Below are 16,574 nucleotides of genomic sequence, written 5' to 3' on the forward strand. Positions count from 1 at the left end.
TAAGTTTGTGATTGCTGACTGGATGATGCCTGTCCTTGACGGCGTGGAGCTGTGCAGGAAGATAAGGCTCATGAATGAAGCAGGATATATATATTTTATTCTTCTTACAGGAAAGGATAAAAAGGAGGATGTTGTGCAGGGCCTTGATTCAGGCGCTGATGATTATATAACAAAGCCGTTTGAGAGGGAGGAGCTCAGGGTAAGGGTTATGACAGGGATGAGAATCTTAGAGCTTGAAAAGAGGCTTGAAGAGCTTGCCTGCATTGACCCGCTCATGCAGATAAGGAACAGAAGATATTTTCATCAAGCTATAGAGAGGATTCACGACAGGGCGCGCAGATACAGCGAGGGCTACGGCGTGATAATGTGCGATATAGATTATTTCAAGAAGTATAATGACATATACGGCCATATCCAGGGCGATAATATATTAAAGACTATTGCAGAGACATTGAAAGAAACACTCCGCCTTTCAGATGAAATCTTCAGGTACGGAGGCGAGGAGATAATAATCATCCTGCCTGAACAAGAAATCAATGATACAACGATTGCAGCAGAGAGGATTGTAAGGAGCGTAGAGTCACTGCGGATTGAGCATAAAGGCTCGGAATTCAGCATTGTAACAATAAGCTGCGGGATAGCAGCATTTGACAAGAAAACTGACCTTAACAGCAAGTGGATATCTGTTGTAGACAGGGCAGACAAGGCATTATACAGGGCAAAATCAGGAGGAAGAAACAGGGTAAGTGCTTGAGATGGCCCTGCAGTTCACTACTAAAATCTCAAAAAGGCGCCTATCCCGCCAGCATCTGCAAGTTTTTTACTGTCTGTAACCACCTCTATCAGGGCTCCCTGCTCTACTGCCTTCTGTACAGCAAAATCAATAAGATAACTTACTGCCTCAAAAACTCCCTTGCAGTACGGACAGTTTTTCAGCGCCTGCGATGTCAGAAAGCCACAATTAGTGCACATGAATCCCTGAGCTGTGCTGCCGCGTAAAAAAACAAGTTTCATGACACTGCCTTCCTGGATGCTGGCGAGGACATCTTCAAGTCCTATCACAGCCATATTGTTTTTCATTGCCCTTGTAATTAGTTCATCCACTATCATCTGCTCTTTGTTTTTCTCAAATTCTTCCATTATCTTCATGGACATATTGAGTATGTCATTTTCACCTGCAAACATCTCTGCCGGGAATTGACCTATGACCTTATCAAGAATTACCTGTGGCAACAAGCCTTTGACCTTTACAATAGCCTGCTCAGCCCCGCCAATTATTATCATGCCGATATACTCCCTGTGAAGGAGCTCCTCGACGGCCTTTACAACATCTTTCATGTGAAGGCTTACGTGGTAGTCTATGTGTCTCTCATACCTGTTCTGCTTGAGGGCAAACCACCCACCTTTTTTATGTTTGCCAGGGATATCCGCGGTAAAGACCTCGGTGTATTCCTCGATTTCTCCTAAGTGAATCAGGAAAATTCTTGCAGACTCCTTAGCAACAAGCAGAGTTACATATCTCTGATAATTGTCAAGTAAATCAACAAGGGGTTTCACATAAGGAGTCTTATCAATTATAAGCTCGTTTTTTACAGGAAGGGAGAGGTGGTAGTTTTTCCATAACCCGCGCGGTGAAGAACTTATAAGTGCCAGGCCTTTTTTAAACTCCCTCTTGTTACCTGTAAGATAAGCCTCAATCTTTTCAAGGTCGCCCTTCACTCTTTTCTCAATATCTTTCCCGACCTTTCCCATTATGTCCTTTAAGAGATTCTTGAAATGTATAACATAGTCCCCTTTCGGGTTTGTAATTGGATTCACATTAAGGTAAAGGCTAATGAAGAAATCGCCGTTTCCGCTTATAACCGAAAGTTCTTTAAGTTCACTGTGTGTAAGCATCTTCTCCTCCTTTTGTATCTGATCTGTATATCTCTAAAAGGGAGAGGCACAGGGCTACTATTAAGGGCCCGAGGATAAATCCTATAAAGCCGAAAAGTTTAATCCCTCCAAGCACGCTGAAGAATATAAGCAGCGTGTTAAGCTTTGTCTTACCTCCTATTATGATTGGCTTTAATATATTGTCAACCATGCCGATTATTAAAAAGCCAAAGAGGAGAAGCCCTATGCCCTTTGCATAACTTCCGCTTAAAATGAGTATTACCCCTGCCGGTCCCCAGACAATAAATGTCCCGAAAATTGGAATAAGGGAGAGTATCGACATCGCTGAGCCCCAGAATATCGGGGATGGAAGACCGAGAACCAGAAAAGCAAGTCCACCAAGAATGCCCTGAATAATTGCTACTGTAACGCCGCCATATATTGTTGCAATTACCATCTCCTTGGCCTGGTTTTCAAGCTTTATTTTCTGAGCATCGGAAAATGGAAGAAGCCCCCTGATGTATCCAATAATGGCATTACCATCCTTTAGAAAGAAGAAAATTGTCATGGCCATAATAAGAAAACTTACAGCGAAGACAAGAATGTTTTTAAAAAGGTTGGCAGTGCCCTCGCCAATTTTTTTGCTAAGGGCCTTCAGGTTTTTTATAGCCGCATCTTTGAGATCAAGGCTAACAGGCCCGATATACGACTCCAGTTTTTCACCTAATTTTGTAACTACAGGATGTCTCTGAAGATCTGCTATTACCTGTGGCCCTTTTTCTTCGATTGTCCTGTAAGTCTCAGATATTTCTTTAACAAGGGCAGTGCTGAGATAACCAAAAGGCCCGATGATAATGATTAGGATCACTATAAGCGTAACCAGTGAAGCAGCCCATGACCGCTTAAACACTTTTAAGAAAACTCTGTAAAGGGGATAAAATGTAATGCTCAAAACCATGGCCCACGCAATTGGAGTAAGAAAAGGGCTTAAGATCATATAGAACAAATAAAAGAGCCCTGCAGTTATAGCAAGAGAGATTATTGTAGATAGATGTTCAGCCTTCATCTGCAAGCCTCAATAAATGCCTTAAACAATGCCCCTGATGGTTCATCAGAAAGCCTTTCAGGATGCCATTGAACCCCTAAAAGGAATGGGTATGTCTCAAGTTCAATTGCCTCTATCAGGCCATCTGAAGACCACGCAGATTTAAATATGCCTTCTCCGAGTTTCTTTATACCCTGATGGTGGGTGCTATTCACAGCAATACTTTCTTTCTTTAAAATATAATACAACTTGCTCTCTTTGTAAATTTCAACCTCATGCCCTGATTTGTGGTCGAGCTTGTTCTGTCTCTGAAGGGGCAAATCCTGATAAAGGCTTCCACCAAAAAACACATTTAAAAACTGCATTCCATAACATATCCCGAGGGCTGGCTTTTTTAAGCCAATTATTTCTTTAAGCAGCGCTTTCTCAAAAATAAATCTCTCTTTTGAAACAGGGTTCAGAGCCGCCTTTAACTCTTCTCCATAAAAAGCAGGCTCTATATCGCCGCCTCCTGAAATCAAAAGTGCATCAATCTTATCAGAAATTATGGGGGATAAATTTTCTGCCAAAGGCGGGATAAACACAGGACAGCCGCCGGCTGCCTCTATTGCGGCTGCATAAGAAAGCTTTATCGAATAAACCTCCCTTCCCGAAGAACTCGGGACAGGCTCACTGTCACCTGTAATTCCAATAAGCGGGCTATGATGCACGTTTCAGAACCCTGCCTGCCATAGCGTCTGTTGGCTCACCTTCCCACAAAGCCGGTATTCCATTTACAAATACATAATAAATACCCAACGGCCTCTGAAAAGGCTCTTCAAAAGTTGCTGTATCTTTAATTTTTTCAGGATCAAAGACCACAATGTCCGCAAAATATCCCCCGGTGAGAATACCTCTTTCCTTAATCTTAAAGACCTTTGCAGGCAATCCTGTCATTTTATAAATAGCATCTTCTATCGATAAAACAGCATCTTCTCTTACATACTTGCCAAGTATTCTCGGAAATGTTCCAAAACCCCTCGGATGGGGTTTCCCTTTTGCAGTGACACCGTCAAAACTCCTACCAGAGCTGTCAGAGCCTATCATAGCATAGTCTTTCCTCAAAATCGCCCTAAGGTTGTCCTCATTCATTGTGAAAAAAATAGCACCTACTCTGAGTTCTTCTTCAAGAAGAATATCAAACACACAGTCAACAGGATGCTTTTTCATGGCTTCTCCAATGTCCGAAAGGCTCTTCCCCTCCATCCATTTGTTTTTCTTGAGGGCAACAGATGAAATCTTTATTTTTTCCCAGTAAGAGCGCTCTGGATGTAAATCGAGTATGGCTTTTTTAAGCTCTTCTCTTTTGTATTTTAGCCTCCATAGCTCTTTGTCCCTGCCACCCTCGTATGCCCACTCTGGCAGAACACTGTCCAGATCAGTGCTCGCAGCAATATAGGGGTACCTGTCGCAGGTGAGTTTAATGCCCATCTGGTGTGCCTTTTCAATCTGCTCAAAGACCTTTTCGAGCTTTGACCAGTTGTTTTCCCTGCTTGTCTTTAAATGGGACAGGTGCACATGAACTCCTGAGTCCATTCCGATTTTTATTGCTTCATCAACAGCCTCCAGTAACTTATCGCCCTCGCTCCTTAAGTGGGTTGTATATATTCCTCCTGAGCTGGCAGCTTCCATTGCAAGTTCGACAATCTCATCTGTCTTTGCATAAACCCCAGGCGGATAAATAAGTCCTGTTGAAAGGCCGACTGAGCCCTGACTCAAAGACTCTTTTAAAAGTGTTTTCATTTTTCTCATATCGCTTGATGTCGGCACTGCATCTACATATCCTATTACAGATGCCCTGAGATTGCCATGGCCGGTGAGTGTCATGAAATTTATTGCAATTTTCTTCTTACTCAGGATTTCAAAATACTCTGTAAGGCTTCCCCATCTTTCCTTTATGCCGAGTTCTTTAAAATCTCCTGCCCTTTGCTCAAGGGCATCTCCAGAAAGGGGTGTAGATGAAAGGCCGCAGTTTCCATTTATCTCGGTTGTCACACCCTGAGTGACCTTGGCCGCAGCTCTCGGGTCAGCGAGGGCTGTAAACTCAGAATGGCAGTGGCAGTCAATAAAACCAGGGCTTATACAGAGTCCTTTAACATCTATGACCATCTCTGCATCAGACTTAGAAAGATGGCCAATCGCTTCTATCCTGTCACCTTTGATGCCAATATCAGATGTTTTTGGCCCCGCCGTTGGCGGGGTGCCATCGACAATAAGGCCACCTGCAAGTAAAAAATCAAACTTCAATGCCTTCCCCTGAGGATAACTCTTCGGCCTTCTTTGCGCTTCTCTCAAACAGGGGGACAAGGAGGGAAGTGGATAGTTTTATTTTATCCATAAGGCTTACCTTAGGATAATCCGCCATTGCCTCTTTGTAAAGTCCCTGGGCCTCGTTGTAAATCATAGGCAGAAAACGGAGGGTAAGGGCTGTAGTTGCTATAAACTCTTTAACAGGGGCAAGCCTTCCTACAGGGCCCAGGAGTCCGCCAAAGGCTTTGACCATGTCCTCTGCAGGGGTTGTGGCTGTGAGAACCCTGGCGCCAAGGATCAATATCAAGAGCCTGAGCGTAAGATAACTTGCCCTTTCAATTCCTTCATAAGTTATATAAAGACCTAAAATCTCCGCAATAACCCTGCCGTGTTGGAATAGGGCATTGCTCAAAAATGTAAATGCAAGGAAAATAACTATAGGAAGGCAGCCTTTCTTTATGGTTTTCACAGGAAGCTTGAATAAGAGAAAAAAATTTACTGCAAGGATTAAGAGATAAAGCGGAATGGAACGAAATATGAATAGCAAAAGGACAAGACCGATATAAGCGAGGATTTTGGCTCTGGGGCTAAAATCTGCCATTAACTTTTGCTACATGCTCAGACAGACTTCTATATTCATGGATCCCTCCAGCAATTGCCTCAGCAATCTTCTTCCTGTATAAAGCACTTGAAAGTCTCTTTTCTTCCTCACGATTACTTATAAAAGAAATCTCAACCAGGATAGAAGGCATCTGAGCACCAACGAGCACATAAAAAAGGGCATGCTTGACACCGTTGTCTACTATCTTCTGATAGTCTGATTTAAGTGTATTTATAATTGAAGTCTGTACATTGTGGGCAAGTCTCATTGACTCATCTCGTTTGTTATCCCTTGCCAGGTCACTGAGAATTACCTGGAGGTCATTCTGAACCCTCTGCATTTTTTCAATAGAGATTGCGTTTTCCCTCGCAGCAACCCTCATGGCTTCCTTATCATTTGTCCAGTTAAGCAGATAGGTCTCAATTCCCCTTACATCCCTTCTGGGGTTTGCATTCGCATGGATGGATATGAAGAGGTCCGCTTTTTGGGAATTTGCAATGGCTGTCCTCTCTTCAAGGGGAATAAAAATATCCCTATCCCTCGTAAGGATTACCTCTATTTTATGTTTCTCTGTAAGAATCTTCTTCAGTTTTTTTGCTACATCAAGGACCACGTCTTTTTCATAAAGGCCCCTCGGGCCAATGGCGCCTGCATCTTTACCTCCATGGCCAGGGTCTATCACTACCCTTCTGACTCCAGGTAGTCTTTTGAAAGACTTCCGCTCTACAGACGGCAGGCGAACGACTGAGCCGGACAGCTCACGGTCTGCTGGAGAAGTATCCTCCCTCACTTCTCCGTATATGTCAATAACAAACCGATATGGATCCTCCAGTACAAACACATTGTTGCGCTCGAATTTCCCGAGGTCGAGCACAATCCTCACCGTATCATTGTCAAACTGTCCAACCCTGATGCTCTTCAAAATACCATTGCTTATGTCAAAACTGGTATCTACATCTTTTGATAATTTACAACCTTTCAGGTCAAAATACAGGCGGTCGGGGTTTGAAAGGCGATTTTCGGTAAACGTCACAGGGCCATCTAAATCAATAACAACCCTTGTGTAGGATTCATCTGACCAGTAACGAAGGTCTTTAACAGAAACTTCTTCAGCAGCCTCAGCCCTGGTCAATAAAAAGATAAAACATAAGGGTAACAAAAAAGCCCTTCTCATATATTTCTTTATATAATAAAGGGGCTTAAATGTCAACTCTTAATTTAAAACTTTAAGGTTTTCTTGTATTTGCCTTTTGTGTATTTTAGTGGGCACCGTGAATAAGGACAGGCAGGCACCTTACACAGACATAAAGTGCCTCGCCCTTATATTCACACGGAATAAGCACCCTGTCTTCGCTGCCTGACCCACAATTCAAACACTTGTGTTCGCTCATTTTCCCTCCTCAAGTTTCTTTATCTCTTCAACGATCTTTTCGGGGTCCATGTTATGCATCATAGCTCCAAAGGAAATAGATTCCACCTTAATGCCAGGGCAGGTAAAACAGCCACCTCCAAAATGCTTCTCAATAACCTTATCTGCCCCTGGGACAGCCTTGATGACATCGCCTATTATCGAGTCTTTTGTAATGCTTACCTTAGTCTCCATAGCCACACCTCCTCTTAGTTTCTTCGTAATTTCACCTTAATATAAATTCGGGCCCCTCATCCATGATTTAAATCATAATCACCCTCACCCTTACCCTCTCCCATCAAGGGAGAGGGAATGAGAGTTGATTCTTATGCAGTTTTTACTGTTTTAAGGATATTGTACACAAACAGGATAACGGCAATAAACGCTAAGATGCTCGACAGGATTAGCACAGAATTAAACATCAGCGGCATTACATTTTTAGCAATAAAGGGCCAGCTTATTGCCATTCCCAGAAGGCCTGCATTAGCAAACCAGAACTGAACCCGCACTATCAATGGGCTGTATACGGGCCTTCCGCTAAACCTCGGTAAAATATGATAGCCGACCCCATAAATCATCATTGCCATAAAACCCAAGAGATTTAGATGGACATGGACAGACCTATAGTAGGCAGCACTATCCGGCCACATGACCATCTTGAGACCCAAAAAAGCGCCTGAAAACAAATAAATCAGGCTCATTCTGAGATACCAGACAATTATCCGTTCCATGATACCTCCACTCCACTCTTACTTCTCACTTCCCTTACACCGATTCCACAGATATAACTTCAGGGATCTCCCGTTTTAGCGTAGCCTCTATAGCATTCTTAAGTGTCATCGTAGACATCGGGCAGCCAGCACATGCACCAATAAGCCTGAGCTTTACAACACCGCTATCCTGAACCTCAACAAGCTGGACATCACCACCATCTCTCTGGAGCAACGGCCTTATCTTGTTTAAGACCTCTTCAACCCTTTCCTTAAACATCTTGCCTCCTTATTCTTAGTTCTTAATTTTACTTTAATAGCTTCTTTCACACTTAGTCTATGACTTTAATCATACAGAAAGGACTCTGTATGATTCAACCGTTAAAGTGCGCTCAGCACCTTACCCTGAATCAAGTTCAGGGTCTCCGATGTCGGAATATGATTCTCCTGCAGAACTTTTTTATCATAACTATCTTCCCCAGATGTGCGGATAAAATTTCTTTATGAATCCGTCTACAAGGTTGATTTTAAGTTTAAATGGATTCAATATCCTTTCAAGTATAGTTACAATTAGTAATACAGGCAGCATATGTGTTGCGAGGGTAATTTTAAAGAATCCACAGTTGAGTTTTCTAATAGCTGAGTAGTTATTAATGATTGGAAACAGAAGTGTGTATTCGATCAAAAACAGCACAGTTGCTGGAAGTGCGGTAAAGGCAGTTACGGTCTGAAAGATGCGGTCAATTATTTTGAATCTTCTTACCACATCATGAATATTATTTTTGTAATATGTAAATGATTTATTTGAGGTTAGCCCTTCTTTAAACCATTTGATGTGGAGATAAGAGATTACATAAGCGGTGATTGCAGTAATATCCATTATCGGCCTGAAATGGCTGCCATTGTCTCCATATATGGTCTTGATATTAACAAACCGTATTGCAGCCCCCATGTCTCCTGCCTTCATTAATATTTCTGTCTCTGTAACATATTTCTCTGTTGTCAGACACAGCTTTTTTATTAATGAAAGGGGATAAAGCCTGAATCCGCACTGGGTATCTTCTACAAATTGGTTTGCAGCGAGGGAGATGTAAAACCGCGCTATATGCATTGAGTTATACCTTGCCCTCGGTATCTTCTCCTTCTCATGCATCCTGGAACCAACAATTATATCTTCCGGATACATGCTCCACATATTGATAAAAAGAGGTATATCGTCAAGGTCATGCTGGCTATCTGCATCCATACTTATTGCCGCATCGTACCCATCTTTTACCGCCTTGTGAAAAAGCACTCTTAATGCATTCCCCTTACCTTTGTTTCTCCCTATTTTGATTACCTCTGCCCCTGCACGGGAAGCAGCAATTGCAGTATCATCCACAGATCCGTCGTCGGCAACAATAACCTTATCAACATACTTTAATGCGCCTTCCACCACACTTCCTATGGTTTTAGATGCATTATAAGCTGGAATTATGACACAGAGATTAGATGTCAACCCTCATGCCCTCCCTCGCGAGAATCTCACTCGCTGCCCTGGCGCCTGAATATGCAGCAGCCAAAACCCCGCCGCCCATATCACCCCAATGGCCGGCAATGTAGAGATTTTTTATGTCATGCCTCTGCATATTTCTGAAACCAGGAATCTGCCTCCAGCCAAAGGCGGCACCTTTAAAATTGCCTGTATATCGCTGGAGGGTCTGCGGCGTAGCTGAATCCAGCACCACAATTCTGTCCTTTAAGCCGGGTATAACCCTTTCAACCCTTTTTAAAACAATATCTGTACATTGCGTTTTATCAAAATGTCTATCAGATGCCTCCACCATTTCGTGTATTACCACTGTATGACAACCAGCAGGGGCACGGGATTTATCCTCCAGAGTGGCTACTGTTATCCCGATAGTTGATTCATCTGTAAATGATACTTCAGGACTGAAAAAGCCCTCCATATCATATGAAGGGAAATACCCAACACTTGAGTGGGTATTGATCTCCCCTTTGATGCCGGCATAAACGATAAAGAATGATGTTGAAACACCAATATCTCTATTCATCTCTTCTGCAATGGCTGCATATTTTCCACCTAACAGTTTGACGAATGTATAATTAAAATCAGCGTTGGATATAACATATCTTGATGTATATTCTTCATTGTTGTCGCATCTAACACCGTAACAATTATTATTTTCATCCAGAAGGATCGTCTTCGCCCCATCTCCGAGAATAACAGCACCACCGTTTTTGCGAATCCCCTCTGCTAAAACATCAGCAAGCCTTTGAAAGCCGCCCACAGGACGATAAGCACCGAGCTTGAAATAGCTCATGATCATGGCAATCATGGAGAGGGCGGAAACCTTTGACGGCGGGAGCCCTATAAACGGACATCTGTCAGAAAGTATTGCCTTCAGTCTGAAATCATTGAGATACCCATCCAATAAGTCTTTATAACTAATGCCCATGAACTTTAATATCTGTGGCGGGATATTATTCAACGCAAGTCTTCCGGAAATGAGCATATCCGTTGCTAACATTGTCTCACCGCAAACACTGCTGACCGTTTCAAAGAATTTCTGAATTCTTCCTGATTCCCGTGGAAATAATGTTGAAAGTCTTTCAACGTATGCATTCACATCAGCATCCACAATGACCTCAATATCCGGAAAGATGCTCTCCCTCACTGGATCTACCCTTACAAAACTAATATTTTTATAGACATCAAGAAGATCAAGCACCTTATATATCAATCCGCCAGCGGTAACCCCTGATATACAGTCCACGGCAGAGTCAAAAACAAACTCCTTCCTTTTGAATGAGGCAAGATAACCTCCGTGTGTGATATGTCTCTCAAGTACCAGTGTTTTCAACCCTCTGGAAGTGAGAATTCCTGCACTTATAAGTCCTCCGATTCCGCTTCCTATGACTATAACATCAAAATCCTTCATTCCCGTTTCCTCTTTTCAGATAAAGAATGGCCGGCAATACGATCAATGCGGTAAAAGCGCAGGAGAGAGCACCAATACTTAAAACACTTCCTATGGATGCAATCCCGATGAATTTAGCTGTTACAAGGCTTCCACAACCCGCAACAGTGGTAGCAGCACACATCATCACATTCTTTCCTGTTATTCTGAGGGCGTTGCCTATGTCCCTTTCATCTTCTTTAAGATACGCCTGCATTACATAAATGCCATAGTCAACACCGAAACCAAAGATAAGGGCAATGGTGCCCACATTAATGAAGTTAAAGGGGATGCCTGCAAATCCGAGTATCCCGATGGTAAGAAGGAATCCAACTGTAACAGGCAGCAGGATTAATCCGACATAAAATAATTTTTTGAAAGCCAGATAAAGAATGATGAAATTAGAAATGAGGGTAACGATGATAGCCAGCGCACTTCCCCAGAGAATAGATGACTTTATCTCGTTGAAAAGAACGGGTCTTCCAAGCAATGTCCAGTCCCGTCCTCTTAATCTGATATCTTTCTGCAGTGTATACAATCCATCCCTATCCCATTCCTCCCGGGATGGGTAAATATAGGCTGCAATGGATATGTCGTCCCTGTTGTAAAAGTGCCTGATCCTTGGATCAGAGATGTCCTCTATTTCCTCTAATCCGATTGGCCTGTCATTGGTTACGGCGTTTGTGATCTTATCCAGATATGTACGGATATAATCCCTGTCATAATCCATACCCCTTTTCTGCAGGGCAGATGTGAGGGCATTTTCAAGCCTGTTAGCCGTTATGGTATCTTTTATCTCTTTAAGGCTATTCAATATCTGCCTCTGAACAGCAGGTGGAGGAAGAAATATGCCCGGGGAGTCATACCCTTTGATTAACCCATCCGTTTTCCACATGGAAAGCATTCTCTCGAGGGAATCAAAGTTATGTGCAAGGTCTTCTTTATCTTTACCCTTTACTACAATTGCCATTGGTTCACCATTTTTATTAAGCCTTTGGTTAACTGCCTCTCCCAGTGCCATGGACTGGCTGCCCTTAATGCCAATATGTTCAGGATTGCTGTCAAAGCCTAACCTAGCTATGCCAAATCCGGCAAATACAATTAAAAAGAAACTCATAAAAATTATATGTCGTGGTCTTGATACAACAAAATTAGTGAAGGTTTCCACACCAGATGCGTCTTTCCCTTTATACAGGTTCTGAAAGCCGCCCTTGCTTGTCCATACAAGCAGCGAACTCATCAAAAAAAGTGTGGATATGAGGCATAACAGGACACCCATCCCTGCAACAACTCCAAGTTCATACAACCCCTCGAACCTGGTGACGATAATGCTGAAAAAGGAGAGAGATGTCGTAATGGCAGAAACGACAAAAGCAGGCCCTGTCTTTGTAAGAGTAATCTCCAGCGACTTAAGAGAATCATTGCTCTTTTGCAGCTCATCTCCAAATCGCTTTAATGTATGCATGGAATAGTCCACATATAAACCGATAAGAACCGCAGCAACAATGCTTGTAACAATGTTCAGGCTGCCAAATACGAAATAGGCGAATGCAAGCGTTGCGGCAAGGGAGGCAAGCATTGTGAATCCGATTATCAAGAGGGTTACCACCCTAACCCGATAAACCACCAGAATAAGCAATCCTATAAGAAAGACTGACAAGAGAAAAGAGCTGATAATATCATGCTGAATGACTCCCCTTATCTCTTCTGAAAGGATATGTCCACCGGTAACTCCTATTTTTATATCCGGGGGATTATTGCTCTCCAACAGGGATAAACGAATAATGTCAGCCATCTCCTTTTTGAATCTTTTCACAAAGGCCATATCCCTACTCTTGCCCTTCGGCTTCACAAAGATGAATGCCATGGAGTGATCCTTTGTAAAATAATATCCAGCGCTAAGGTCAATCGTGCTGTCACTGCCGGAGCGTTTCAGCCTTTCCATAATAATTCCCCTCAAATTTAAGGGGTCTTTTGCGATCAACTCAGAATCAAGAGGTGAACTGAAGGGTGAGAGCAATCTCTGGTAGTTCAGCCTGACCTGCTGTTCAATGCCAGCCGTGGAGAGCCTTTCTTTGAGTTGTTTTAACCCCCTTTCATCAAGAAATAGAGGGAAATGCTTCATGAAGAAGTCACTTTTGACCTTTATGGGAGTGTAGTCTACATATTCTATCAGGGGAGATTCGCTGAGCCTTCTGGAGAGATTCTCTATAAGGTCAATATGTTCATCAATGGCATTGCTGCCGGATTCCACAACCACAGTAACCTTGTCCAGCATGCCATATTTTTCTGTGAAGTCCCTGAACTGTGAAACAATTTTATTGCCACTCGGAAGGACATGTATAATATCTGATTTGATCTCCATTTTAAAAACAGTAATAATAGAGATTACCGTCAGCAGGGAAAAGACAAAAACGATCCCTCTGTGGTGTAAGAAGACAAAATGGGCAATCTTTTTCAAGAGGCGTTCCATAAGCTGTTTATTTTACCTGAATCTAAGGTCTGGTAGCTATAACAGTCTTACTCGTTCCGGGCAGAAGCAATTTACTCATGCTCACAGCAAAGATAAAACGGGAAAAATTGCCAGAGACTATTGATATTAGCCTCTCTACATACCTTTTCGGAAGGGTTGGTCTTCCCGGCCTTACACTGATTAATGAGAATCCTGCTTTTTCAAGCAGCAATCTTATGGTCTCTGGAGAAAAATCGTATAAATGGTAGGGCAGGTCATAGAGATTATTTTTTATACCAAAAAATGTAAGGAATTTCACTACAGGCGTTGTATGAGGAATCCTTAAAACAACGATACCTCCGGGTTTCAGTATATTAAATATCTTTTTCAGTGCAGAAAGCGGATCAGCGAGATGTTCAAGGATATAAAAAGCTGTTACCGCATCAAAGGAAGCCTCCGGGAATACAGCATCCTCAATGGTTGTCTCAAAGACATGGAGGTCTTTCTTCCTGGCAGATGCTATGGCTTCTGATGAGGGGTCAATGCCTGTAACCGACCATCCATACCCCTTCATCATCTCTATAAAATGCCCATAGGCACAGCCTATATCAAGGAGATTTCCCCTTTCATGGAATAGTTTGTTCAGAAATACTGACACCTCTTTAAAGTTTCCCTCCATGAGCATTGCCCATGAATGCTCATCCTTACCGCCCCTTTGATGATAATCATTATAAAGCTTTATGAGCATATCAGTGGTTGGTCTTGGATTTACATATACAAGCCCGCAGTCGGGGCATTGAACAACTTTATATTCGTTCTGAATAGCAATAAGGCGGGTCTTATCTATACCGCAGAGATTACAATTGACATGCTTCATATTTTGCTTTCAAAAATTTCCATCAATTACCACTGTGGCAATTGCTAAAGCACTTGAAAAACTCGTGCTTACAAATACTCTCTGCCCATCACATAATTCTTTAGCTCCATTAGAAAGCTTCACTGAAAGGACTCCTTCTTTATTAATCACCTCTATATCTTTCCATCCCACGCCATTACTCCAGCCGGTGCCGATTGCCTTCATAAATGCCTCCTTTACAGCAAAAAAGGAGGCGAGGTGTTTATGGGGATGCTTCTTTTTTAAGCAATACAGTTTCTCTTCCTCAGTGAAGACCTTCTCAAGCATTACCGCATCCTTAACCCAGTGCTCGATCCTTGAAATCATCACTATATCTGTTCCTACACCCCGCATATTCACACAATGGTTAGAGTTATTTCTGCCTCGGAAACTATCTCTTCCTTAACATATGCCATGACATCAAAGACATAAAGGGGATGAAAGCCCTGTGATAGAGATGATTTTATGATAAGCTGGTCGCCAGGGATAACAGGTTTTTTAAATCTTGCATCCTTTACCCTTGTAAGGTACGCACCTGTTTTCTCATCACCTATTATCAGCCCTGATGCCTGTGCCATTGCCTCTATTATCAAAACGCCGGGCATGACAGGATTATCCCTGAAGTGTCCTGTAAAGAACTCTTCATTGATAGTCACATTCTTAAGGCATATAATCCGCTTGCCTTTTTCAAATTCAATTATTTTATCAATTAGAACAAACGGATATGAATGGGGCAGGATAGTTACTGGCAAAGCATTCAAGTCTGTCATCTGTTTTCTTGTATGTATTTCGCTATATTACCTACAGATGTGAAGACCTTCTGTGCAGTCTCTTTGTCTGTTATGTCCACACCAAATTCCCTTTTTATCCCCACCACCAATTCCAGTACATCTATGGAATCAAGCCCCAATCCGTCGGTGCCGAAGAGTTGTGTGTCTTCATTTATCTCATCTGCTCCGACCTTAAGCTTTAATCTCGTTATCATCAATTCTTTCAGTTTCTGGACAATTTCAGACAATTAAGGTAATCCTCCGGTAACGCAAATTGTTTCTCCAGTGATATAACTGGCCTCATCGGATGCAAGGAATCTGACAACAGATGCCACTTCCTCGGGCCTGCCGAATCTTTTGAGGGGTATGTTTTCAAGGAATGCCTTCTTTGCCTTTTCTGGCAAAGAATCAACCATATCGCTCTCTATAATTCCAGGGGCAACTGCATTCACCCTTATGTTAAAATGTGCCAGTTCCTTTGAAATAGCCTTTGTAAAAGCTATCACACCGCCTTTTGCAGCAGAATAATTTGTTTGACCTGGCAGCCCTGTAATGCCGCTTAAAGATGCTATGTTAATTATAACTCCGCTCCTCTGACCTATCATGTATTCTGATACCGCCTTTGAACAATTAAAAACCCCGGTAAGGTTCGTATTTATAACATCACTCCAGTCCTTTTCAGACATAAGCATTAAAAAACCGTCCCTGACAATACCTGCATTGTTCACAAGGACATCTATTTTCTTATGTTTCTGTATTACGCTGGCGAGCATCTGCCTCACATGGGCGTAATCAGATACATCAGCCTGTTCAATGTCAATAATATTATCTCCCGATGGCAGTTCCTGCCTTAATGCCTCTGCTTCATCCCTTGATTTAGTGCAGTTTATAATGACCGTGTCGCCCGCATCGGCAAATGCCTTGCAGATAGCCCTTCCAATACCTCTACTTCCACCGGTAATAAGAACTACTCTGCCCATTAATTTTGTATGCTGATTAGCTTTCCGTCTCTGCCAAATACGGCCTGCCAGCGGTTGAAACGGTTATAGTAGTATATCCATTTATCACTGCTCATGATTTCTTTCAACCCCAGATTAAATGTCTTCTGATTGTCGACAATGGCAGGACAACCCACTGCCAGCAACATCTGCTCCTTTGTCATCCCCTTTTCAGCAATTCCCCTTCTTATCTTGCTTTTAATATCATCCGGATAACCTTCTATCTTTTTGTTGATATTCTCGGTGGTAAAAAACTTGCTATATATCTCCTCCGATCCTGAATTGCCCTTTTCGGTGAAGGCAAAATTATAAATCTTTCCATTCAGGTCAAATTTTATAATGTGCCTGTCAATCTCTGTAATCGTGACCTTCTCGCCTGCTTTAAGCAATATTGTCTTCGCTGTATCATTATAATTCACCCAGTAAATCTCGTCTCCTCTGACGGCATGCAATGCGGTTTTCAAATAATACGATTTCCCTATCTCCATGGCATATGCATTGTTAATCAGTCCTAAAAACAACACTCCAATTACTACAAATAGCTTTTTCATATAACCTCCAATGTCATTAC

General features: G+C 42.4%; 19 protein-coding genes. 1 reads left to right on the plus strand and 18 read right to left on the minus strand.

Going from position 1 to position 16,574, the window contains the following annotated elements; translation table 11 throughout:
• A partial coding sequence (locus HZC12_07395) for a diguanylate cyclase (GenBank protein MBI5026534.1) occupies positions 1-754 on the plus strand: 754 nt, incomplete at its 5' end.
• Between the two features lie 20 nt (positions 755-774).
• Here HZC12_07395 and HZC12_07400 read toward each other — a convergent pair.
• From HZC12_07400 to HZC12_07485, 18 genes are all read right to left on the minus strand, one after another.
• Positions 775-1,896, minus strand: a complete 1,122-nt coding sequence (locus HZC12_07400; GenBank protein ID MBI5026535.1) for a hypothetical protein — start codon at positions 1,894-1,896, stop codon at positions 775-777.
• Positions 1,880-2,941, minus strand: a complete 1,062-nt coding sequence (locus HZC12_07405) for an AI-2E family transporter (GenBank protein MBI5026536.1) — start codon at positions 2,939-2,941, stop codon at positions 1,880-1,882. Before HZC12_07405 ends, HZC12_07400 begins: the two co-directional genes overlap by 17 nt.
• The gene (locus HZC12_07410) at positions 2,938-3,630 is read right to left on the minus strand and encodes a gamma-glutamyl-gamma-aminobutyrate hydrolase family protein (GenBank protein MBI5026537.1); all 693 of its coding nucleotides are present in this window, start codon (positions 3,628-3,630) and stop codon (positions 2,938-2,940) included. The genes HZC12_07405 and HZC12_07410 overlap by 4 nt, the downstream gene beginning before the upstream one ends.
• Positions 3,620-5,206: a D-aminoacylase gene (locus tag HZC12_07415; protein MBI5026538.1), complete on the minus strand. Its 1,587-nt coding sequence runs from the start codon at positions 5,204-5,206 to the stop codon at positions 3,620-3,622. Before HZC12_07415 ends, HZC12_07410 begins: the two co-directional genes overlap by 11 nt.
• Positions 5,196-5,810 carry an energy-coupling factor transporter transmembrane protein EcfT gene (locus HZC12_07420; protein MBI5026539.1) on the minus strand — a complete coding sequence of 205 codons (615 nt, stop codon included), beginning with the start codon at positions 5,808-5,810 and terminating at the stop codon, positions 5,196-5,198. The genes HZC12_07415 and HZC12_07420 overlap by 11 nt, the downstream gene beginning before the upstream one ends.
• Positions 5,797-6,942 carry an N-acetylmuramoyl-L-alanine amidase gene (locus tag HZC12_07425; protein ID MBI5026540.1) on the minus strand — a complete coding sequence of 382 codons (1,146 nt, stop codon included), beginning with the start codon at positions 6,940-6,942 and terminating at the stop codon, positions 5,797-5,799. The genes HZC12_07420 and HZC12_07425 overlap by 14 nt, the downstream gene beginning before the upstream one ends.
• A 255-nt stretch (positions 6,943-7,197) precedes the next feature.
• A complete protein-coding gene (locus tag HZC12_07430; GenBank protein MBI5026541.1) occupies positions 7,198-7,413 on the minus strand; it encodes a DUF1858 domain-containing protein in 216 nt (71 codons plus the stop codon).
• Positions 7,414-7,544: 131 nt separating this feature from the next.
• Positions 7,545-7,949, minus strand: coding sequence for a cbb3-type cytochrome c oxidase subunit I (locus HZC12_07435; protein ID MBI5026542.1), 405 nt, complete (start codon positions 7,947-7,949; stop codon positions 7,545-7,547).
• Between the two features lie 34 nt (positions 7,950-7,983).
• Positions 7,984-8,208, minus strand: a complete 225-nt coding sequence (locus tag HZC12_07440) for a NifU family protein (GenBank protein MBI5026543.1) — start codon at positions 8,206-8,208, stop codon at positions 7,984-7,986.
• A 189-nt stretch (positions 8,209-8,397) separates the two neighbouring features.
• A complete protein-coding gene (locus HZC12_07445; protein MBI5026544.1) occupies positions 8,398-9,426 on the minus strand; it encodes a glycosyltransferase family 2 protein in 1,029 nt (342 codons plus the stop codon).
• Complete coding sequence (locus HZC12_07450; GenBank protein MBI5026545.1) at positions 9,416-10,870, minus strand: NAD(P)/FAD-dependent oxidoreductase; 1,455 nt, start codon at positions 10,868-10,870, stop codon at positions 9,416-9,418. The genes HZC12_07445 and HZC12_07450 overlap by 11 nt, the downstream gene beginning before the upstream one ends.
• Positions 10,857-13,361: an MMPL family transporter gene (locus HZC12_07455; GenBank protein MBI5026546.1), complete on the minus strand. Its 2,505-nt coding sequence runs from the start codon at positions 13,359-13,361 to the stop codon at positions 10,857-10,859. Before HZC12_07455 ends, HZC12_07450 begins: the two co-directional genes overlap by 14 nt.
• A gap of 22 nt (positions 13,362-13,383) precedes the next feature.
• Positions 13,384-14,217, minus strand: a complete 834-nt coding sequence (locus HZC12_07460; GenBank protein ID MBI5026547.1) for a class I SAM-dependent methyltransferase — start codon at positions 14,215-14,217, stop codon at positions 13,384-13,386.
• Positions 14,218-14,226: 9 nt separating this feature from the next.
• On the minus strand, positions 14,227-14,589 hold the full coding sequence (gene acpS, locus HZC12_07465; GenBank protein MBI5026548.1) for a holo-ACP synthase: 363 nt from the start codon (positions 14,587-14,589) through the stop codon (positions 14,227-14,229).
• A gap of 2 nt (positions 14,590-14,591) precedes the next feature.
• Positions 14,592-15,005 carry a 3-hydroxyacyl-ACP dehydratase FabZ gene (gene fabZ, locus HZC12_07470; GenBank protein MBI5026549.1) on the minus strand — a complete coding sequence of 138 codons (414 nt, stop codon included), beginning with the start codon at positions 15,003-15,005 and terminating at the stop codon, positions 14,592-14,594.
• Positions 15,002-15,253 carry an acyl carrier protein gene (locus HZC12_07475; protein MBI5026550.1) on the minus strand — a complete coding sequence of 84 codons (252 nt, stop codon included), beginning with the start codon at positions 15,251-15,253 and terminating at the stop codon, positions 15,002-15,004. Before HZC12_07475 ends, fabZ begins: the two co-directional genes overlap by 4 nt.
• Positions 15,254-15,985 (minus strand): 3-oxoacyl-[acyl-carrier-protein] reductase, encoded by a 732-nt coding sequence (gene fabG / locus HZC12_07480; GenBank protein MBI5026551.1) that lies wholly within the window; start codon positions 15,983-15,985, stop codon positions 15,254-15,256. It lies immediately after the preceding gene.
• Positions 15,985-16,554: a hypothetical protein gene (locus HZC12_07485; protein ID MBI5026552.1), complete on the minus strand. Its 570-nt coding sequence runs from the start codon at positions 16,552-16,554 to the stop codon at positions 15,985-15,987. The genes fabG and HZC12_07485 overlap by 1 nt, the downstream gene beginning before the upstream one ends.
• Positions 16,555-16,574 lie beyond the last annotated feature (20 nt).

The organism is Nitrospirota bacterium, from assembly GCA_016214385.1.
Lineage (GTDB): Bacteria > Nitrospirota > Thermodesulfovibrionia > UBA6902 > JACROP01 > JACROP01.